Source organism: Dongia mobilis (assembly GCF_004363235.1).
In the GTDB taxonomy this organism is placed as follows: domain Bacteria; phylum Pseudomonadota; class Alphaproteobacteria; order Dongiales; family Dongiaceae; genus Dongia; species Dongia mobilis.
In genome coordinates, this window is the sequence record NZ_SNYW01000008.1 from 368,583 (window position 1) to 387,456 (window position 18,874).

The 18,874-nt window shown below is 63.7% G+C and carries 20 protein-coding genes; 7 read left to right on the forward strand and 13 right to left on the reverse strand.

The features are described 5' to 3' along the window. Genes yihA through rpmH form a run of 5 tightly spaced genes read right to left on the reverse strand, consistent with a single transcriptional unit; the run spans position 1 to position 3,464 of the window. The gene (gene yihA / locus A8950_RS10465; protein WP_133613588.1) at positions 1-639 is read right to left on the reverse strand and encodes a ribosome biogenesis GTP-binding protein YihA/YsxC; all 639 of its coding nucleotides are present in this window, start codon (positions 637-639) and stop codon (positions 1-3) included. Positions 640-641: 2 nt separating this feature from the next. Further along, complete coding sequence (yidC, locus tag A8950_RS10470) at positions 642-2,501, reverse strand: membrane protein insertase YidC (protein ID WP_133613589.1); 1,860 nt, start codon at positions 2,499-2,501, stop codon at positions 642-644. 40 nt (positions 2,502-2,541) lie between these two features. Continuing rightward, entirely contained in the window at positions 2,542-2,841 is a 300-nt protein-coding gene (gene yidD / locus A8950_RS10475) for a membrane protein insertion efficiency factor YidD (protein ID WP_133613590.1), read from the reverse strand. Next, positions 2,838-3,272: a ribonuclease P protein component gene (gene rnpA, locus A8950_RS10480; protein ID WP_133613591.1), complete on the reverse strand. Its 435-nt coding sequence runs from the start codon at positions 3,270-3,272 to the stop codon at positions 2,838-2,840. Before rnpA ends, yidD begins: the two co-directional genes overlap by 4 nt. A gap of 57 nt (positions 3,273-3,329) precedes the next feature. Beyond that, positions 3,330-3,464: a 50S ribosomal protein L34 gene (gene rpmH / locus A8950_RS10485; protein ID WP_133613592.1), complete on the reverse strand. Its 135-nt coding sequence runs from the start codon at positions 3,462-3,464 to the stop codon at positions 3,330-3,332. A gap of 256 nt (positions 3,465-3,720) precedes the next feature. On the opposite strand from rpmH, the gene A8950_RS10490 reads away from it, so the two are divergent. Further along, positions 3,721-4,683, forward strand: coding sequence for a diacylglycerol/lipid kinase family protein (locus tag A8950_RS10490; RefSeq protein ID WP_133613593.1), 963 nt, complete (start codon positions 3,721-3,723; stop codon positions 4,681-4,683). 152 nt (positions 4,684-4,835) lie between these two features. Here A8950_RS10490 and A8950_RS10495 read toward each other — a convergent pair whose 3' ends face one another. The 3 genes from A8950_RS10495 to A8950_RS10505 all read right to left on the reverse strand — a co-directional run bounded on the left by A8950_RS10495 (position 4,836) and on the right by A8950_RS10505 (position 6,576). Further along, the gene (locus A8950_RS10495; protein ID WP_133613594.1) at positions 4,836-5,042 is read right to left on the reverse strand and encodes a hypothetical protein; all 207 of its coding nucleotides are present in this window, start codon (positions 5,040-5,042) and stop codon (positions 4,836-4,838) included. Between the two features lie 164 nt (positions 5,043-5,206). Continuing rightward, a complete protein-coding gene (locus A8950_RS10500; protein WP_208109825.1) occupies positions 5,207-5,983 on the reverse strand; it encodes a Crp/Fnr family transcriptional regulator in 777 nt (258 codons plus the stop codon). 233 nt (positions 5,984-6,216) lie between these two features. Then, positions 6,217-6,576, reverse strand: a complete 360-nt coding sequence (locus A8950_RS10505) for a hypothetical protein (protein ID WP_133613595.1) — start codon at positions 6,574-6,576, stop codon at positions 6,217-6,219. A gap of 527 nt (positions 6,577-7,103) precedes the next feature. On the opposite strand from A8950_RS10505, the gene A8950_RS10510 reads away from it, so the two are divergent. Then, positions 7,104-7,907, forward strand: coding sequence for a sigma-70 family RNA polymerase sigma factor (locus A8950_RS10510; RefSeq protein WP_133613596.1), 804 nt, complete (start codon positions 7,104-7,106; stop codon positions 7,905-7,907). Between the two features lie 89 nt (positions 7,908-7,996). Here the strand turns inward: A8950_RS10510 and A8950_RS10515 are convergent, their stop codons facing one another. Beyond that, entirely contained in the window at positions 7,997-8,251 is a 255-nt protein-coding gene (locus A8950_RS10515) for a hypothetical protein (RefSeq protein ID WP_133613597.1), read from the reverse strand. A gap of 122 nt (positions 8,252-8,373) precedes the next feature. Here A8950_RS10515 and A8950_RS10520 point away from each other — a divergent pair, with 122 nt between their 5' ends. Continuing rightward, positions 8,374-9,261 carry a LysR substrate-binding domain-containing protein gene (locus A8950_RS10520; RefSeq protein ID WP_133613598.1) on the forward strand — a complete coding sequence of 296 codons (888 nt, stop codon included), beginning with the start codon at positions 8,374-8,376 and terminating at the stop codon, positions 9,259-9,261. Positions 9,262-9,288: 27 nt separating this feature from the next. Here the strand turns inward: A8950_RS10520 and A8950_RS10525 are convergent, their stop codons facing one another. After that, positions 9,289-9,867 (reverse strand): TetR/AcrR family transcriptional regulator, encoded by a 579-nt coding sequence (locus A8950_RS10525; RefSeq protein WP_133613599.1) that lies wholly within the window; start codon positions 9,865-9,867, stop codon positions 9,289-9,291. A 134-nt stretch (positions 9,868-10,001) separates the two neighbouring features. On the opposite strand from A8950_RS10525, the gene A8950_RS10530 reads away from it, so the two are divergent. From A8950_RS10530 to A8950_RS10545, 4 genes are all read left to right on the forward strand, one after another. Continuing rightward, entirely contained in the window at positions 10,002-10,448 is a 447-nt protein-coding gene (locus A8950_RS10530) for an ABA4-like family protein (RefSeq protein ID WP_208109826.1), read from the forward strand. Next, complete coding sequence (locus tag A8950_RS10535) at positions 10,442-11,308, forward strand: hypothetical protein (RefSeq protein WP_133613600.1); 867 nt, start codon at positions 10,442-10,444, stop codon at positions 11,306-11,308. Before A8950_RS10530 ends, A8950_RS10535 begins: the two co-directional genes overlap by 7 nt. A gap of 408 nt (positions 11,309-11,716) precedes the next feature. Then, positions 11,717-13,573 carry a putative bifunctional diguanylate cyclase/phosphodiesterase gene (locus tag A8950_RS10540; protein WP_133613601.1) on the forward strand — a complete coding sequence of 619 codons (1,857 nt, stop codon included), beginning with the start codon at positions 11,717-11,719 and terminating at the stop codon, positions 13,571-13,573. Between the two features lie 91 nt (positions 13,574-13,664). Continuing rightward, positions 13,665-14,846: a hypothetical protein gene (locus A8950_RS10545; RefSeq protein ID WP_133613602.1), complete on the forward strand. Its 1,182-nt coding sequence runs from the start codon at positions 13,665-13,667 to the stop codon at positions 14,844-14,846. Between the two features lie 19 nt (positions 14,847-14,865). On the opposite strand, the gene A8950_RS10550 is transcribed toward A8950_RS10545, so the two are convergent. The 3 genes from A8950_RS10550 to sbmA form a co-directional block, all read right to left on the reverse strand. Beyond that, positions 14,866-16,323, reverse strand: coding sequence for an MltF family protein (locus A8950_RS10550; RefSeq protein ID WP_133613603.1), 1,458 nt, complete (start codon positions 16,321-16,323; stop codon positions 14,866-14,868). A gap of 100 nt (positions 16,324-16,423) precedes the next feature. Further along, positions 16,424-17,251, reverse strand: coding sequence for an alpha/beta fold hydrolase (locus tag A8950_RS10555; protein WP_133613604.1), 828 nt, complete (start codon positions 17,249-17,251; stop codon positions 16,424-16,426). A 132-nt stretch (positions 17,252-17,383) separates the two neighbouring features. Further along, complete coding sequence (sbmA, locus tag A8950_RS10560) at positions 17,384-18,676, reverse strand: peptide antibiotic transporter SbmA (protein WP_133613605.1); 1,293 nt, start codon at positions 18,674-18,676, stop codon at positions 17,384-17,386. Positions 18,677-18,874 lie beyond the last annotated feature (198 nt).

An 18,874-nucleotide genomic window follows, 5' to 3' on the forward strand; every position in this document is an offset into this window, starting at 1 on the left:
CTAGCCCTGCGCCGCGAGGTCAGCCAGGGCATCGCGCAGTTCCGCGATACCCATGCCGGTCTCCGCCGAGGTGACGAGAATCTCGGGATGTGCCGCCGGGCGGCGCCTGATCATCGCCTGGAACGTCGCCTGGTTGGCGGCAAGCTCGGCGGGTTTCAGCGTATCGGCCTTGGTCATCACGACCTGATAGGACATGGCCGATTGGTCGAGCAGGTCCATCAGCTCCTGGTCGCTCTCCTTGAAGCCGTGGCGGCTGTCGATGAGCAGCAGCAGGCGGCGCAGATTGGCGCGGCCCTTGAGATAGGCCTCGATCAGATGCTGCCAGTGATGGATGGTCTTCTTGGAAACCTTGGCATAGCCATGGCCCGGCATGTCGACCAGGACCAGTTCGCCATGCAGGTCGAAGAAGTTGAGCTGCTGCGTACGGCCCGGATTCTGCGAGACGCGCGCCAGCGCCTTGCGGCCGGTGAGAGCGTTCAGGAGGCTGGATTTGCCGACATTGGAGCGGCCGGCGAAAGCCACCTCGATCGGCCCCATCGGCGGCAATTGGTCGATGGCGGCAGCACCGGCCACGAATTTGCATTCGCGCTGGAACAGCCTTTCGCCCGCTGACCTGGTATCGCCCGTTCCGGCGCTCATGTTCAGGCGCCAGCCTTCTGCGCCTGCTTCTCCTTCGCCTTCTCCAGCTTCCACATGATGAATTTCTGCTGCGCGATGGAGAGGGTGTTGTTCCACGCCCAGTAGATCACGAGGCCGGCGGCGAAGGGCGCCAGCATGAAGGTGAACATGAACGGCATGATGGCGAAGAGGCGCGCCTGGATCGGGTCGGGCGGGGTCGGGTTGAGGCGCATCTGCGCCCACATGGTGAAGCCCATCACCAGCGGCCAGACGCCGATCGAGAGGAAGGAAAGAATGAGGCCGAGGATCGGGATCGAGAAATAGGCGCTGGGATCCCAGGGAATGAGGCCGAAAAGGTTGAGGACGGTGGTCGGATCCTTGACCGAAAGATCATCGATCCAGCCGAAGAACGGCGCATGGCGCATGTCGATGGTGACGTAGAGCACCTTGTAGAGCGCATAGAAGACCGGGATCTGGATCAGGATCGGCAGGCAGCCGGCGGCCGGGTTGACCTTCTCCTTCTTGTAGAGGGCCATCATCTCCTGCTGGAAGCGCTGCTTGTCGTCGCCATAGGTCTCCTTGAGCTCCTGCATCTTGGGCTGCAGGGTCTTCATCTTGCTCATCGAGACATAGGATTTGTTGGCGAGCGGGAACATCACCGCCTTCACCACGACGGTCAGCAGCAGGATGGCGATGCCCATATTGCCGACGAAGCGGAAGATCCAGTCGAGGAAGGCATGCAGCGGCTGGGTCAGGAAGAAGAAATAGCCGAAATCGACCGCCCGCTCGAACAGCGGGATGTTGAAGGTGTCGCGGTAGTGCTCCAGAAGTGAAACCTCCTTGGCGCCGGCAAAGATCTTGTGGTCGAAATCGACGGCCGCACCCGGCGCTACCTCGCGCGTGCCGGCGGTGTAATCGACCTGGTATGAATCGTCGATCGTGCCGTAGAACATGCGCGCCTTCACCGGCGCGTCTGCCGGGATCACCTGGGCCGCCAGCCAGTACTTGTCGGAAAGGCCCAGCCAGCCGCCGGTGGTGCTGGCGGTGACGGCGGCGGCGGCGAGATCGCCCACCGGCGCCTCCAGCGCCTGGTCGCGGATATCGCCATAGGTGTGCTCGTTGAGCGAGCCTTCCAGCACACCCATCGGCCCTTCATGCAGGATGTAGATGCCGTCGAGCGGCGGCAGGCCGATGCGCTTGACGCGCGAATAGGGGGCGAGGCTGACCGCAGCACTGCCGTTGTTGGTGACGGAATCGACGATGTCGAACATGTAGTCCTGGTCGACCGTGATGCGGCGAGTAAAGACCAGCCCTTCGCCATTGTCCCAGGTGAGCGTCACCGGGCTGTCAGGCGACAGCGTGTCGCGATCTGCGGTCCAGATCGCTTCCGCATCCGGCGTCTTTACGTTGCCGACAGCAACCCAGCCGGTTTCGGCGAAATAGCCGAGATCGGCGCGGGCCGGTGAAAGCAGCACGACGTTGGGCGAGTCGAGTTCGATCGTCTCGCGGTAGTTCTTGAGGACCAGATCGTCGATGCGCCCGCCCTTGAGCGCGACCGAGCCGCGGATCTTCGGCGCGTCGATCCTGACGCGCGGACTGAGGGCCAGCGCCTCGTCGCGCGGCAGCTTGGCGGTGGCGGCGGCGAGGTCAAGGGGGGCGCCACCCGTCGCATTCCCTGCGGCGTCTGCGGCTGCCGGCTGCTGCGGTGTCGCGAGCTGCCCGGCCTCGGTCTGCTGGGCGGCCTGCTGCTCGGCCAGCAGGGCCTGCTCGGCGCGCTGGCGTTCCATGCGCGGCATTTCGAAGAAGAACTGCCAGACGAAGATGATCGCCATCGATAGGGCGATGGCGATGACCATGTTCTTCTTGTCGATCTGCGGATTCATGAGTTCGGCGGTCCCGGATTTGAGATCTTGTCAGGCGGTTTCAGCGGTGCTGGTGGGCGTGATCGCGGCACTGGGCGTGCGATCTGGTCGGTTCGACGGGCGGCACCGGTTCGAAGCCGGAACCTCCCCAGGGGTGACAGCGCGCCAGCCGGCGCAAGGTCAACCAGCCGCCCTTGACCAGCCCGTGGCGCGAGATCGCCTCGATGCCATAGGCCGAGCAGGTCGGCTGGAAGCGGCAGTGATAGCCGAGCCAGGGCGAAAGCAACAGGCGGTAAGTGCGGATCAGCAGAATGCCGCAGACGGCGGGCAACCCTGCAAGGCGCCGGATCAGCCGCCTCATCGCGGCGTTCCCGCGGCGGCGGCGATGACGCCAAGCTTACTCAGCCCGCGGCGGAAATCCTGCTTCAGGCTGCGATAGTCGCGGTTGATTGTCGCAGGCCGGGCAATGAGGACGAGGTCGGCCGCTGCCGTCACCGCCTGGCCGTCCAGGATTTCGCGCAGGGTCTCGGTGGCAGCCGCGCGCAGGCGTCGTTTGGCCCGGTTGCGCAGGACCGCATTGCCGACCTTGCGGCTGGCCGTAAAACCCAGGCGCAGATCCGGCTGTGTCATGGTGGAATGGGCGGTCGTCGCGGCTGCGGCCCCGCCCGTAACCTCCCGGGCAACGTCACGGGCGTGTGCCTGCAGCACCAGGCCTGGGGCGACCCATTTGCGGTTGGCGGCGGCGGCGGCCAGGAATTCGGCGCGCCGTTTCAGGCGGCCGATGCGGGTCATCGCGCGGAAATCGAAGCGGTGGAGGCGGCGCCGGAGCTCAAGCGACCCGCGCCCGGATCAGGCGCTGAGACGCTTGCGGCCCTTGGCGCGGCGCGACGAGATGACCTTCTGGCCACCGTTGGTCGCCATGCGCGAGCGGAAGCCATGACGGCGCTTGCGCACGAGCTTGCTCGGCTGATAGGTGCGTTTCACGGGTATTCTCCACGGAATTCAGTCGGTTGCGCTTTGGCGCGGCTATATAAAGAAAGCCTGCTCCAGAGTCAAATAATTGCCCGCCGGCAACCGGCGGAAGGCGCGGTTTATAGGGGATTATCGCGCTGCCGTACAGTCCCGAAGATCGAAAATGTATTAACACAATAATGTATCTTTCGAGGTAAAACATAAAACGCTGCATCGGCATGGTCCTTGACCGGGGATTGATCTAGGTTCGCCCGGCCATTCCCGGCAGATGTTCTACCAGACCCGAACACTCACGCCCGTGCCCGCCGCCCCCCGTCTCACCATCATCTTCAACCCCATTGCCGGGCGCCGTCGCCGGGGCTTCCTCGAGGATGTCACCGACCGGCTGACGGCGCGCGGCTGGGCGATCGAATTACAGGCGACGGCGCGGCGCGGCGATGCCGAGCGCCTGGCCCGCGCCATCGTGCGGATGCCGAAGCAGGACCGCCCCGATCTGCTGGCCGTCGCCGGTGGTGACGGCACGATCGGCGAGGCGATCAACGGACTCGTGACCGCCGTGGATGCAGATGCGATGCCCTTCGGCATCATCCCCATGGGGACGGCCAATGTGCTGGCGGCGGAAATCGGTCTCGCGGTCGATGCGGCGGCGATCGCCGCCACTCTTGACGCGCGCCAGGCGCGCCGGGTCCATGTCGGTCTGGCGAATGGCCGCGCCTTCTCGCTGATGGTCGGGGCGGGATTCGACGCCCATGTCGTGGCCGGCGTTGATCCCGCAATGAAGAAGCGCCTCGGAAAGCTTGCCTATATGTGGCAGGCGCTGCGCGAGGCACGCCGCTTTCCCTACCCCACCTATCGCGTCAGCATCGATGGCGGCGACCCGATCGAGGCGGCGTCGGTGATCGTGGCCAAGGGCCGGTATTACGGTGGCCGCCATGTGGTGGCACCGGCGGCCGACCTCGGCAAGGCGGGTTTCGAGATCTGCCTGTTCGAGCGCCGCGGCATTTTCCAGGTGCTGCGCTATGGACTGGCTCTCGCTCTCGGATGCCTGCCGCGGACGGCCGGCTATGCCATCGCCAGCGGCAGCCGGGTGGAGATCACCGGGCCAATCGACGACCCGGTGCAGGGCGATGGCGACATCATCGGCCGCCTGCCCATGCGGATCGCCCTGGCGCCGATAAGGCTGCGCCTCATCATGCCGCGGCGGGATCCGACCGGCACCAGACCGGCTTGATCGCCCTCCCCCATATCGGCCATGCCGGCAAGCCAGGGGAGTGCCGAGATAACCCTGGTCCCAATCAATGACGCCGTGCCGTCGCGTGGCGAAATTCTAGCGTTTCCGAACCATAACAGCGCGGGCGCCGCATGACTGCATCGCAGCGCACGCTAGGCCTTGGATGGGGTTCTGCTGTTGCCCTCGGTCGATGAAATCGGGTGGTCCGCAGCCTTGCTATGCGACGTTTCCGTCGCGCCTGTACCCTTACCGCGACTATCCAGAATAGCTTTCTGTGCATCGGCCAGCGAGCGCAAGGGAAGCAGCAGATAGTTGCTGACAAAGGGAACATTGAAAAGTCGACCTCGACGTTCAGTCATGCCAGTTCTCCGCTCGCTCCAGCAGTCCGGCGCGCAAGAAGGAGCCGTGTCAGATGAGGTAACCGTGCCAGATGGCGCATCTCAACAGGATGCATGTTGTGGCAGGCGCGTCTGTTCACATTTGAACAGGCGCATTCCGTATCGGAATGACCAGGCACGAACAATCAGTCGTGAACGATGATATTCAGGAGGGAGGTGTGAACCTTCAAGCCGCCATTGTATTCGATGAAGCCGAGCTTCCGGAACTTGTTCATGAAAAAGTTAATGCGCGAGCGCGTGGTACCGACCTTCGCCGCAAGGATATCCTGATTTATCCGTGGAATGACGGCCTCCATCTTTCCTTCCTTGCCGAAATTGGCCAGCAGCAGGAGCAGGCGCGCCAGTCGACGTTCGCTGGAATTGAATAGCTGGTCGATGAGATCTGCTTCGATCTGTATGTTGCGAGAGAGCAGGAATCCAAGGAACATTTCCGACATGGCGGAATTCCGATGCAGCGCATTGATCATGGCGCGCTTGTCGATCCGGCGGATTGCCGACTTTGCCATGGCGGAGGCTGACGCCATGTAAACGGGCTGGCCAGCGAGGCAACCCTCGCCAAAAAAATCCCCGGCCGATAGCATCGCGATCACGCCCTCCTTGCCGTGCGCCGAGACGACCATCAGCTGCACCTTTCCGGATTCAATGTAGTAGACGGCGTCTGCCGGATCACCTTGCCGATATATTATTGATCTGGGCCGGTAATTCGCCGGGGAACGACCATCGCCAAGCGTGCTGAAAAAGGCTTCGATGTCAGTGGCCGTCGACGGGGCCAATCTTGCTGCACGGATGAGGGGAGATTTTTTCTTGGCAATCGGCGGCTTAGCGCTTGGCAAGTCGACTGGTGATTTTTCTGCTTTCCCACCGCGAGCCCGCCCGGCACTCTTGCGGCCATCGGTTGCCACTCCGGACTTCTTTCCCTGCGCTTTTTGTCTCGCTCGGATGACCGAAACTCCCTCAATGCACGGCAGCAGGTGTTCAGTGGCGCGCCACCTGACGGATGGTCCGCGGGAACCCCGCTCTATTCAGTGTATCACCGGCTTCGGCAGTCCAGTCTACATGTTCTCCGGCTTTGTTCCATGCGAAGATATCCGGGTTTCTACAAGGGCAACAGACTGAAACCGCCCCTGGTCCGACTTCAGCCCGCGGCAGACCTGGCGAGGGCACTTGCGCAGGCTGCGGCCAGTTCGCGATTTGGCGCATCCGTCGCCGGCATCGTCGCCCAACCGGCCTTCATCACGAAGTCTCGTTGTTCATAGGCTGTTTTCATCGCGGACAGTTCGGCAAGCTTGCCACTGGAATTTGGATCGACCTGCTGGTAGCTGACGCAGATTGGCACCAATGCCTCGATGACGGCCACTTTCGAGCGGGCGTTGGCCAAAGTTTCCGCCGTGCTGCCAAGATACCAGCCGCCGACGGTGAATCCGATCGACAAGGTCACTATGCAGCCGATCAAGGCACCATAGAGTCCCGGTCTCAGTTGCGAGGGGCTGTCCATCACTAGTCTCCCGGGAATCGCCCGCATCGTTGATGCGTCGACCCTCTGTTTTCGTTGTTTCGCCGGCCTCCGGCGCCTGCCATTCGATGGCAAACCCCTGGCTCAGACTCTGTTGTTGTCTCTGTTGCCGCTGCTGGAAAGGACCAGAGCTACAGCGCATTGTCATTATAATCCGGCTTGCAGCTGACGCTGTTCAAAACAGCACATCTGCCCGGCGATATGTGGCCTAGGCTTTCTCAAGGTACAGAGATCAAGACAGTTCTTGTGATCTTGCCCCCGGGTGAGCCAGACGTCCTATCCGTCCAGACACTGATGGCAAGCCTGAGACGGTTCGATCCAGGGCAGGTATGCCCTGCTCGCGCCCGAGGCTTGACCTGCTTCTTTGTGCTGTTTGGCCATGAAAAGTCGCTGTCGCGCGGTTCTCAGCGCTTGCACGAACCGCGGTGACGTCGAAGCGGCCGGCATTGATTGCTGTCGCGGCACATTTGTTCCGTGGTTCCAATGCGACAAAGCGAAAGGCAATCATCATGAGCATTATCGTTTCGACCCGAACCGGTCCCAATCCGTTGTGCGACGAGCCCCCTATCGATACTCGACCCTTACGGCTACCAGTCCAGGCCGTCGCCGGCGCAGCAGACGCTGCGTCGCATGGGGAACAGATCCGGGACCTGGTTATGAGGCACGAGAATAGCTTGCGCATCTTTGCTCGCTACCTCACCGGGAACCGCGACCGGGCCGACGATCTGGTGCAGGACGCCATACTTCGCGCTATCGGCAATGCCGAGAAGTTCGCAGCAGGAACAAATTTTCGGGCATGGATATGCACCATCGCTCGCAATATCTTCTACTCGGAGCAACGCCGCGCACGGTACAGACATATCCCGATTCATGAAATGCTGCACGAGCCGTCGACTCCTGCAATACAGGACGACATCCTGCATTTTGCGGACTTCCGCCGCGCCTTCCAGGAGTTGTCTCGGGAGCAAAGTGAGGCCCTGATACTAGTGAGTGTCAGCGGACTCAGCTGCGTCGAGGCTGCGTCGTCTCAGAACTGTGCAGTGGGCACTATCAAGAGTCGTGTTTCGCGCGCACGTGGTGACCTGAAGCGGTTGATAGCGGAGGGCCCGATCGCGATGCCGCGCCGTGATATCGAACCATATCGGGGCTGCATGGCGACGGCCTTTCTAGCCTCCATCAGGCGCACGCCAGACTGCCTCGCGGTCCGCCGGGAAGTTCGCCCGGAGCTTCCGTCCCATAACGACGCGGAATTTCAGGACGTGGACGAACTTGGCCGCTGGTGCGATGATGGCGGCAGAACAGTCGAGGGATGACCGCGGGTCGATAGCCGATCGCGTTCGCAACAGCCTTGCTCGAAAGAGGTTGCGCGGCTGCCATCCGATCCTTGGCCTAACCTGACTCGCTAGGCGCTGAAACCTGCCCAATCATGCCCCTCGGCCAGAGGGGTGAGGGGTGGCAGCGCGACCGCATCGGCCACGTCATCGCCGATCTCAGCCAAGGCGAGGGCGATCGCCAGCATGAGGGCGGCAAGGGCGATGGCAACGCCGACGGCATCTGCAGGATCGGGCCGGTGCGCCGGTTGATCCGCGCCCCGGTAGGCAGGCGATACTTCCGCCCGCATCAGGCGGGTGACGATTTCAGGGGCCAGTTCACGCATGGCGGGCACTCCTATCCAGTTGCGATGCCCCAGATCTAAGCCGCCTCGATAATTTTAAATAACGGGTAGTTCTGATATTATGCTTTTGATTATCGAAAGTATTAAAGGAGCCCGCGGGCGCCATGCGCATCACCAACCTCGACATGGACGTGTTGCGGACATTCGTCACCGGCACGGAACTGGGCAGCTTCGCGAAGGCCGCCCAGCGCCTCGGCCGCTCGCAATCGGCGGTCAGCCTGCAATTGAAGAAACTGGAAGAACAGGTCGGCGAGGCGCTGCTCCGGAAGGAAGGGCGCGGCCTCGCGCTGACGGCGCCGGGCGAGATCCTGTTTTCCTATGCGCGGCGCCTGCTGGAACTCAATGACGAGGCCGTGGCCGCAACGCGGGGCATCGCACTCGAGGGCTGGGTGCGCCTCGGTCTGGTACAGGATTTCGCCCAGCACTGGCTGCCGGCGCTGCTCGGCCGATTTGCCCGCGCCCATCCCGGCATCAAGGTCGACGTGGTGGTGGATCGTGGCGTGCTGCTGGCCGAACAGGTGGCGAAAGGCGAGCTTGACCTCGCCTTGGCCTGGGGCGACTACCCCAGTCCCTATCGCCGCCGCCTGGCCGAGATTCCCTTATGCTGGGTGGGCCGCGCCGATTTCCGCGTGACGGCGGGCGAGCCGGTGCCCCTCATCGTCTTTCGGCCGCCCTGCACCTTCCGCACGCGCGCGATCGCAGCGCTGGACGCGGCTGGCCTGGCCTGGCGCATCGCCTTCAACAGCCCGAGCCTTGCCGGCCTCTTTGCCGCGGTCGAAGCGGGGCTGGGCGTCACGCCGCGCACCGCCGAGGGACTCCCGCAGCAACTCGTTGTGCTGGGCCGCGACAGCGGCCTGCCCGCCATGGCGCCGCCGGTCGAGCTTTTTCTCCATGCAGCACAGGAGCGCGGCGCGCCCGCCGTCGAACGCCTCAAGGAAACCCTGCTGGAAACGCTGCGCAGCGATCTGGCCTCGGCGCGGTTCCAGGATTGACGCGCCACTGACGCGCCGCGAGCGCGCCTAGCGCTTGCTGAGGAAGCGCGCCACGTCGGGCGGGTTGCCGGTGGCCGGCATCTTGCCGTCGATGGCAAGATGCGCATAGCCATGGGCGCTGGCCCAGATGAGCCGCTCAAGCTCGCGCCTGTCCGTCTCGCCCGCGAGGCCCAGCAGATCGGCAAAGGGCGCGCTGATCTCCTGCAACTGGCGGAACGCGGCAGCACCCGCCGCTTGCAGCGCCTGATCCTGCCAGTCGAGATCGCCGGCGGAGAACATCAGGCGGAAGAGGGCGGGATGGCTGCGCGCAAAGGCAAGATAGCCGCGCCCTGCGGCGCGTACCTGGGATTCAGGGTCTGGTTTCGCCCGGGCCCGGGCGCGGGCCATGGATTGCGTGAAGCGCTCGAAGGCGATGGTGGCGAGCGCCGTCAGCAGCGCCTGCAGATTGGGAAAATGATGTGCCGGCGCTGCATGCGAGACGCCCGCCTGGGCCGCCACCCGGCGCAGGGTCAGGCCGGGCAGGCCATCCGCTTCCAGGATGGCCAGCGCCGCCTCGACCAGTGCTGCCCGCAGATTGCCGTGATGATAGCCCGCCTTCTTGCCCATCTGTCCTCACCGCCCGCCCGCTTCCGTTCCTAGGCTGATCCGGCGGCCCGCGTCAACTCAAACTTGACAGTGACAAGATTCGGCTCTAGAGAAATCTAGTCACTGTCAAGATATCGCTGCCGGGAGAATTCGCGTTGGATTGGTCGCCTGACTGGGAGGATTTGTTTTCGGCATCAGGTTCGCTCGCCATGGCCGGCTGGGCGGCACTCATCCTGCTGCCGCGTCGGCCATTTCTGCTGCTCGTCCTGCGGCAGGGTGTCGTGCTCCTGCTCTCCCTGTTCTATGCCGGACTTATCCTGGCCTATTTCTTCACTGTCCCCGGCGGCTTCGGCTCGCTGGCCGAATTGCGGCAGCTCTTCGCCAGCGAGCCGCTGCTGCTGGCGGGTTGGGTGCATTACCTCGCCTTCGATCTGTTCGTTGGCGGCTGGATCGCGGCGCGCGCCGATGCGCTGGGGGTCAGCCGCCTGGTGCAGGCGCCGATTCTCCTTGCCACCTTCCTGTTCGGGCCGATCGGCCTGGTGCTGTGGTGGGGCGCCGCTTCGGGCCTCGCCATGCGGGCGCGCCGGGTGCCGACATGCTGATCTCGATGCTGGCTGCCCCGCAAATCCGCGCCACCACACTGGCGCCGGCTGCGCCGCAGCGCCGGCCGCTTGATCCGGTGGCGCTGGGCTTCCTTGCCAGGGGCCTGATGCTGGTGCTGCTGCCCGTCACCCTGGCTCTGGCCGGGATCGACCCGCGCCAATTGAACGGCGCCAGCGTCTGGTCGAAGCCGATCAAGTTCCAGCTTTCGCTCTTCGTGCATTTCGCGACCCTGACCTGGCTGGCAGCGCTGCTCGATCCGGCGGCCGCGGCGGGGCCCTGGCTGCGGCGCGGTTTCCTCGCGGCGGTGGTCGCCGCCTTCGGCGAGGTCCTCTACATCACATTGCAGGCAGCGCGCGGCCGGGCCTCGCATTTCAACCTGGAAACACCGCTCGAGGCGGCGCTCTACAATGCGATGGGCGTGGGCGCGCTGCTGATCGTGCTCAACGCCATGCAACTCGGCTGGGTCCTGCGCCGTGGTGCCCGGGCGGAAACAGGCGAGGGGCTCTGCCTCGGTGCCGTGCTGGGCCTTATCCTCGGTGGTGCTGCGACGCTGGTCGTGGCGGGCGCGCTGGGTTCCGGCGAACTGGTGGCCGACAAAGGCCATTGGGTGGGCGGCATCCGCAGCGATTCCGGCGGCTTGCCCCTCTTCGGCTGGTCGCAATCCGGCGGCGACCTCCGGGTGCCGCATTTCTTTGCCACCCATCTGATGCAGGCCCTGCCCCTGCTGGGCCTGCTGGCCGACCGATACTGGCAGCGCCGGGCGCGTTTTGTGGTCCTGGCGGGCGCCCTGCTTGGCCTCGGTCTGGTCGGATTTACCTTCGCGCAGGCGATCCGCGGCCAGCCCCTCCTCACACTCTGATAAAGTCACGCCATTCTGCTTCGGGCCCTGCCTGATAATGTGGGCTGCAAGACCTAGCACTGGCTTGATTTTGGCCAAAAAATTGGATGCGGACAGGAATTCTGTCAATTCCTGCGCCAACAAACACTTATGTATGTTCTCTTTAACCGCTTGATAAGATTCGCAGCGCTAAAAATAAAGCCAGTATCGATGGTCGGTGGCCGCGGGGAGCGAAGTCGCCGGTCAGTCAGCCGGTCATTCAGGGGCGCCGGACGGTGCTGGCCCAACAAGGCCACGAAGCGACCAGAAGGGCAAATGGGCGGAAAGGGTGGACGGGTGCCAGGATGACGCGAACACTTTATATGCCGGCCGCGCCGACAGGGGCTGGCTTGATTACCGCCGACCGCCGCGGCCCGACAGCCTAGCCGCATGATCGCCAGCCTGACCCAAATGCTGCCAACTATTGCCGCCCTCGCCATACTCGGCCTCGGCGCCACCTCGGTGTTGTGCTGGCGGCAATGGCAGATGACGCGGGCCGCCAAGCGCCTGGCGCTGGGCGAGGCCGCGCGCCTGCGGGTCAGCGAACAGCGTTTCCGCCATCTGGCCGATGCCGCCTTCGAGGGCATCGTGATCCATCGGCGCGGCGTCATCCTCGACGTCAACGCGCGGCTGGCGCGGATGCTGGGCTACCGGCCGGAGGACCTCGTTGGGCGCAAGCTCCATGACCTGACCGATCCCGCCATGCACGACATCCTGACGGCTCATTTGAAAGCCCTCGAGGCCGGCGAACAACAAGGCGATTCCGCGCAGGTCGCGCAGCCGAAGGAATCGGAGACTCTTCTGCGCCACGCCGATGGCAGCGTCATCACCGCCGACATCTATGCCCGGCCGCTGCCCTATGAAGGCGGCGATGCGCGCGTCATCATCGTGCGCGATACGCGCGAGCGGAAGGCGGCCGAGGAGCGGATCCGCCACCTCGCCCATCACGACGGCCTCACCGGCCTGCCCAACCGGGCATTGTTCCGCGACCGCCTGATCCAGGCGGTGGCGCGCGCCAAGCGCAGCGGGACCACGGTCGCCGTGATCAGCCTCGATCTCGACAAGTTCCGCACCGTCAACGAAATCGGCGGCACCGAGGCCGGCGATGCGCTGCTGCGCGAGGTCGCCCTGCGGCTCGGCGACAGCATCCGCGCCGACGATACCGTGGCGCGAATCTCCGGCGACGAATTCGCCATCATCCAGGTCGGCGTATCGCATCCCGACGGTCCGGCAGTTCTGGCCAACCGCCTGGTCAAGGCCATGGCGCAGCCCTTCGCCCTGAAACAACTGGCCGAACCCCTGGTCGTCGGCGCCAGCGTCGGCATCGCCCTCTTCCCCGAGGACGGCGCCTGCGGCGATTCGCTGATGCGCGCCGCCGAGGAGGCACGCGCCCGCGCCAAGGAAGCCGGCCGCGGCACCTATCGCTTCTTCGAGCCGGAGATGGACCGGCGCTTGGTCGAGCGGCGCAAGCTGGAAGCCGATCTGCGCCAGGCCCTGGCCGCCGACCATCTCGAACTCTTCTACCAGCCGCTGGCCGATTGCCGGAGCGTCTCCGTGCAGGGTTTCGAGGCGCTGCTTCGCTGGCGCCATCCCGAGCGCGGCATGGTCTCGCCCGCCGAATTCATCCCGCTCGCCGAGGAATGCGGCCTCATCAACGCCATGGGGGCCTGGGTCCTGCGCACGGCCTGCCGCGAGGCAGCAACCTGGCCTGCCCATATCAGCGTCGCCGTCAATCTCTCGCCGGTGCAGTTCCGCCAGCCGGACCTTGCCGCCGAGATTCTCGCCATCCTGGCCGAAACCGGCCTCGTCCCGCAGCGCCTCGAACTCGAGATCACCGAGGGTGTCCTCATTGTCGAGCCGGAACGCACCCTGGCGACGCTCAATGAGCTCAAGGCCGCTGGTGTCCGCATCTCGCTCGATGATTTCGGCACCGGCTATTCCTCGCTTTCCTATCTGCAGCGCTTCCCCTTCGACAAGCTGAAGATCGATCGCTCCTTCATCCACGCCATGGAAAGCCATGCGGGGTCGATGGCGATCGTGCGCGCGGTCATCGCGCTTGGCCGCTCGCTCCATCTCGCCGTCACGGCGGAAGGTGTGGAGACCGAGAAGCAGTTGGTCCTGCTGCAGGCCCAGGCCTGCGACCAGGCCCAGGGCTATCTCCTCGGCAAGCCGGTGCCGGCCGCCGAGGCGCGGCACCTCATCGCCGACAACCGCCCGCTTTTGCCACGGGTGCAAGCGGCGGAATAGCGTCAGCTCAACCCAGTCAAGCCGCCCATTGTCCGCTACAAGATTGACAACTATAAGTTATCGTCTTGTCGGATTTCTCGCGGGCTTCCTGATGAAACAGCACTATTCCCAGCCAAGCTGGCGGTGGCGATTGCCGGGACAGAGCATGTGGCGAACTGCCGTTCTGGTCTGCGCCGGCCTTTCCCCGATCCTTGCTGCGAACCCGGCGATGGCATCCGATTGCGAAGTACTCGACAAGGCCATGTCGGAACTGGTGGCCGATCGGAACAGGTATACGGGGCAATCGCCCAAGGAAATCCTCGACTACATGACCCATGCCGATGCCGAGAGACAGCGGCTGACGCCGGTCGAATGGTATCCGGACAAGAAGGAAGCGGCGGATCATCGGGAATTGACCGCCTGGGCCGCGCCGATGAAGTGGTCGCCACGAGCGATGGCCGCCCTGACGGATTTGGGGAAACCCCTTTACTGGTTCGATCTGCGGGTGAAGTACGACCGCATGATCGTCGCCAGTCGGACCGATTCAACCGGCGACACCTGCGGTCAAATCCAAACCTTTACGCTGGACCGCGCGCGCAATCTGGTGGAGGCCGCAGGTCCTGCCCGTGACTGCGCCGGCATGCAGGTCGATTTGCTGCGCTTTCCCGAAATCGGCAATTTCATCCTCACCCAATCAAGCGAACCGAGACGCGACGCAGACGGTCTCCAGATTTTCGATTGGCATTTCGCCGGCGCGGAACTGGCCAACGAGTTTATAAAATGCGACTACGCGATTGCCATCAAGACGACAACAAGCCTGACAAAGAGGCAGGTTGCCGGGCGCCGGGATATCGTTATGGGTGCCATGATAATGCCGGATCCATCCTGGAACGACGAAGCTATCGTCGGGTGGCTGGAACAACATGCGGCCGATTTGGCCGAAAGATTGCCGGTTTCGGCAGCGATGAAAGAGCCCGCATTCGTTGCCTCCACGAAGAATTGCTGGGTGGAGGATGCATTGCCGCGCGCCGATGCTGAACGCCGTGTCTTCACGGCCGCCGGCGATTTGTTCGGCATTCGCTGCGCCGATCTGGCACCCTCCCAGGTGAATAACGACACCGTGACACTCGATGGGACCGTATATCTTTTGGTCACCTGGGCCGCGTCGGAATTTGTCGGTATCACGGCCCATCGTTTGAACGCCGCTGGTACGGAAGCAAGCATCGCCGCCGCCGCGAGCTTCGATCTTGCCGAGGAAGCTGTCGCGATAGAGCTGATCGCCAAGCAATTCTAGCCGGAACTTGGCGCTGCACTCACGGCTGCATGGCGCCGTCGGAGATCAGTTTATAGGCGACATAGTATTTGTAGATGTTGGAGACGTATTGCACTGTCTCGGCGCCGACGATCTTGGCGGCGGCCACCTCCACATTGTCGAACCAGCGATTGGGGTCGCGCCCTTCCTTATCGGCCAGACGCCGGAACTTCCTGAGATTGCCCGGGCCCGCATTGTAGGCGGCGAAGGTCATCAGCGTGCGCGAGCGCTCGTCAAGGTCCGGGTCGTCGAGATATTTCGCGCGCAACACCGACATATACTTGATGCCGGCATGGATGTTCTTCTCGGCATCTTCTTCGATGCCGGTGATGCCAACAACGGGGTCGGCGGCGGTCGAGGGCAGCAATTGCATGATCCCGACGGCACCGCGCGGGCTGCGCGCCGCCTGGTTGAGCTTCGATTCCTGGAAGCCCTGGGCCACCATCATCAGATGGTCGAAGCCATACTCTCCGGCATACTTGCGAAACAGCCCGACAGTAGCGCGGAATTGTGCCAGCGCCTCTTTGTCATAGGCGTTGTTGAGCGCCTTGGTGCTCTTCAGATAGCGCTTCACGACCGTGTTGCCGAAGGTGGTACCGACGCGGTGGTCCTGCATGAAGGTGTTGATCTCGGCCGCAAGCAGCGGGCTGTCCTTGCGCACAGCCCAGGCGATGTTCCCGCCCGCATTGACGACCAGGTCTTCGCGCACCTTGAGATCGGTCAATACCTGGGCCCAGAACAGGCCCTTGTAGCGATCGACCACGGCCAAGGGCAGCAGGCCGACATTGACCATCTCCATGATGCCCTCATCCTCCAGATCCTCGTCCATGATCTGGATCTTGATCGGCGCCTTGCCTGCCGCCACCAGCCGGTCGCTCAGCGCCCGGACATGGGTGTAATAGGAGCTGGACTTGCGCAGCGGCACGGTCTGGCCGGCAAGATCGTCGATGCTGGAAAGCGGCGGCGATTTCGGCCCGGTCACCACCAACTCGGAAATGTTGGTGGCAACCGGATCGGTGAAATCGACCACGGCGGCGCGACCCGGCGTGATGGTAAGGGCGCCGGCAGCGATGTCGCCGATACCGTCGACAAGGCCGCTCAGCAGGCGGTCGCGCGGCACCGGCACCAGCGCCACGCGCAACTTCAACGCCTTGGTCTTGAGCTTCTTGTTGAGCCAGGCCTCGAAGGCGCGGGCATATTCCGCATCGATGCCGCGCTCCATGCCGCGGTCGTGGAAATAAAGCGTCTTGCTGTGCGCCACGAGGATGCGCACCAGGCGCCGCTCGCGCATGCCGTCGAAATCGCCGGTCCAGGGCGGCGGCAGCGGCAGCGCAATGGCATCGACCTCGGCTTCCTCGGCGGCGGACAGTTCCGCCGGCGGCAACGCCGTGTCATCGGCATTGGCCGTGGGCGCGCCGAGAACAAGCAGTAACAGCAGTGAAAGCAGCCAGTTCCGCATTTCGTGGCGCACTCCCGGCGCGAGGTCATCGCTTCATTGGCCTGATATTATTGCGACCCGGCGGTATCTGGCAATGCAGGCGGCAGGAGGGCGGGCCCGCCTATCCTCGGATGAAGGCCAGCAGATCGGCGTTGAAGCGGTCCTGGTGGGTCTGGGCGAGGCCGTGATCGGCGCCTTCGTAAATCTTGAGAGTGGCGTTTCTCAAAATCTTCGCGGAGAGAAGGGCCGAGGCGCCGATGGGGACGATCTGGTCGTCATCGCCATGGAGAACCAAAGTGGGGATGTCGATTTTCTTCAGGTCCTCTGTGTAGTCGACCTCGGAGAACTCGCGGATGCAGTCGAGCTGGCCCTTGAGCCCGCCCATCATGCCTTGCAGCCAGAATGAGTCGCGGATGCCCTCCGACAGGGTCTTGCCCGGGCGGTTGTAGCCGTAGAAGGGTGTGACCAGATCCTTGAAGAACTGGGCGCGGTTGTCATAGGTGCCCTTGCGGATCCCGTCGAACACCTCGATCGGCAGGCCGCCGGGATTGGCCGCCGTCTTCAGCATCAGAGGCGGCACGGCGCCGATGAGGGCGGCCTTGGCGGCGCGGCCGGTACCGTGGCGGCCGAGGTAATGCGTGACCTCGCCGCCGCCGGTGGAATGGCCCACGAAGACCGCCTTCCTGAGGTCGAGGTGATTCACCAGTTCGGCGAGGTCGTCGGCATACTGGTCCATATGGTTGCCGTCCCAGGTCTGGTCCGAGCGGCCATGGCTGCGGCGGTCATGGGCGATGACGCGAAACCCCTCACGCCCGAAAAAGACCATCTGCGCATCCCAGGCATCGGCCGAGAGCGGCCAGCCATGGGAGAAGACGATCGGTTGGCCGTCGCGCTTGCCTTCATCCTTGTAGAAGATGCGGGAGCCGTCCTTGGTGGTGAGGTAGCCCATCGCGTTTTCCCTTTCGTTGCCGCCGCTCAATCTAGCCGTCGCACCCTATTCCATCGGCACGCGACGGCAAGATAGCCCTTGGTCGGTGTCGAAGAGATGACAACGGGCCGTTACCGGCGGCTCTTGCGCCGCCTATTCAGGGCGCAAGGTTGCACGTTCCAGATAGTCGCGATCGATCTGCGGCAGCGGCTGGTTGGCGATCGCCGCCTCGAAAGCGGCGAGGCGCTTGTAGATCGACATCAGTTCGACGATCGTGGTCCAGGAATTGACCAGGAAGCGGAACGAAGTCTCGACCCGCCCGAAGGCGCGGATGATCTGCTGCATGACGCCCAGCGTCACTGTGCCGGCGACGATCGTCGGCGCGAGCGCGATATAGGGCACCAGCACGCCCACCTGGAGATAGGCGTAGCGCACGACGTTGAAATAGAGATAGTTGAAATAGAGCCGGAAATAGTTGCGCCGCACATTGTCGAAGAGGTCGCGCACGGTCGGCGGCTGGGCGCGGTCGGCATATTCCTCGCCCAGTACCAGTTCCTTCCGGTAGGCGGCCTCGACCCGCTGGTTGCGGAATTCGAGGCCAGGCAGGCGCACGCCGACCAGCGCCAGCAGCGCGGTGCCGAAGATCGACCACAGGATGGCGACAAAGACCAGCGGCTGCGGCACCTGGCCGATCAGCGGCAATTCGGTGATATGGCCGGAGAGCACCCAGAGGATCGGCAGGAAGGCGATCAGCGTCATCACCGAATCGATCAAATTGACGCCGAGTGTCTCCATGATGGTGGCGAAGCGCATGGTGTCTTCCTGCACGCGCTGCGAGGCGCCTTCAATATGGCGCACCTTGTGCCACATCGACATGTAATGATCGTTCATGGCCGTGCGCCAGCGGAACACGAAATGGCTGACAAAGAAGCTGGTCAGAACGGCGATGGTGATGAACAGCAGGGCGATGCGGCCGAAGGTAAAGAGCTGCCCGTAATAGTCATCGGCGGCGACGCTGCCCGGCGAGCCCAGCGCCTTCTGCACCAGATCATAGAAGGTGCCGAACCATTCGTTGATCATCACGTCCAGTTGCACCTGATACCAGGTGAGGAAGACGATGAGGGCGGAGCCGGCGACCGACCAGCGGCGCCAGCGGTGCCGCGAGAGTAGATACCAGAGGCCAGTGAAGAGGCCATAGCAGAGGGCCAGGTACTGGTAGAACCAGAAGGTTTGCGCCGGTTCCTGCGCGGCGGCGAAGGCCGCCTGGGCTGCCTCATCGGCGCCCACGGGCAGGGCGTCGGGAAAGGTGAGGCCGAACAACGAGCCGAGACTCAGCCGGGGACCCCATCCCTCGACCAGGGTGAACCACAGCACCACGCAGGCAATGGCATAGAGGGCGAAGCTGGCGAAGAACAGCTTCGGACGCGGAAAGAAGGAATGGAACACGGGGGCTGTACTCCCAAAAGGGCACCGGCGCGGAAGGGTCCGGCATATCGACGCCAGTCGAATCGGCGCCAATCGAACCGGTGCCAGTCTAGGGGCGGCCGCTTCGGCGCGGAAGCGGGGCAAAACGGGAAAATTGTAACGTTCTGTGTCGCCGCAATGGAAAACCCCCGCACCGGTATGATGCGGGGGCAGCTTCCT

What these genes read in the sequence shown, in the direction of transcription:
- A8950_RS10555 (WP_133613604.1), bottom strand. Translation starts at nt 17,251, where the DNA reads ATGGGCTACCTCACCACCAAGGACGGCTCCCGCATCTTCTACAAGGAT.
- A8950_RS10520 (WP_133613598.1), top strand. Translation starts at nt 8,374, where the DNA reads ATGCGCATCACCAACCTCGACATGGACGTGTTGCGGACATTCGTCACC.
- yidC (WP_133613589.1), bottom strand. Translation starts at nt 2,501, where the DNA reads ATGAATCCGCAGATCGACAAGAAGAACATGGTCATCGCCATCGCCCTA.
- rnpA (WP_133613591.1), bottom strand. Translation starts at nt 3,272, where the DNA reads ATGACCCGCATCGGCCGCCTGAAACGGCGCGCCGAATTCCTGGCCGCC.
- A8950_RS10505 (WP_133613595.1), bottom strand. Translation starts at nt 6,576, where the DNA reads ATGGACAGCCCCTCGCAACTGAGACCGGGACTCTATGGTGCCTTGATC.
- A8950_RS10515 (WP_133613597.1), bottom strand. Translation starts at nt 8,251, where the DNA reads ATGCGTGAACTGGCCCCTGAAATCGTCACCCGCCTGATGCGGGCGGAA.
- A8950_RS10495 (WP_133613594.1), bottom strand. Translation starts at nt 5,042, where the DNA reads ATGACTGAACGTCGAGGTCGACTTTTCAATGTTCCCTTTGTCAGCAAC.
- A8950_RS10540 (WP_133613601.1), top strand. Translation starts at nt 11,717, where the DNA reads ATGATCGCCAGCCTGACCCAAATGCTGCCAACTATTGCCGCCCTCGCC.
- A8950_RS10545 (WP_133613602.1), top strand. Translation starts at nt 13,665, where the DNA reads ATGAAACAGCACTATTCCCAGCCAAGCTGGCGGTGGCGATTGCCGGGA.
- A8950_RS10535 (WP_133613600.1), top strand. Translation starts at nt 10,442, where the DNA reads ATGCTGATCTCGATGCTGGCTGCCCCGCAAATCCGCGCCACCACACTG.
- A8950_RS10550 (WP_133613603.1), bottom strand. Translation starts at nt 16,323, where the DNA reads ATGCGGAACTGGCTGCTTTCACTGCTGTTACTGCTTGTTCTCGGCGCG.
- yihA (WP_133613588.1), bottom strand. Translation starts at nt 639, where the DNA reads ATGAGCGCCGGAACGGGCGATACCAGGTCAGCGGGCGAAAGGCTGTTC.
- A8950_RS10525 (WP_133613599.1), bottom strand. Translation starts at nt 9,867, where the DNA reads ATGGGCAAGAAGGCGGGCTATCATCACGGCAATCTGCGGGCAGCACTG.
- A8950_RS10490 (WP_133613593.1), top strand. Translation starts at nt 3,721, where the DNA reads ATGTTCTACCAGACCCGAACACTCACGCCCGTGCCCGCCGCCCCCCGT.
- yidD (WP_133613590.1), bottom strand. Translation starts at nt 2,841, where the DNA reads ATGAGGCGGCTGATCCGGCGCCTTGCAGGGTTGCCCGCCGTCTGCGGC.
- A8950_RS10510 (WP_133613596.1), top strand. Translation starts at nt 7,104, where the DNA reads ATGAGCATTATCGTTTCGACCCGAACCGGTCCCAATCCGTTGTGCGAC.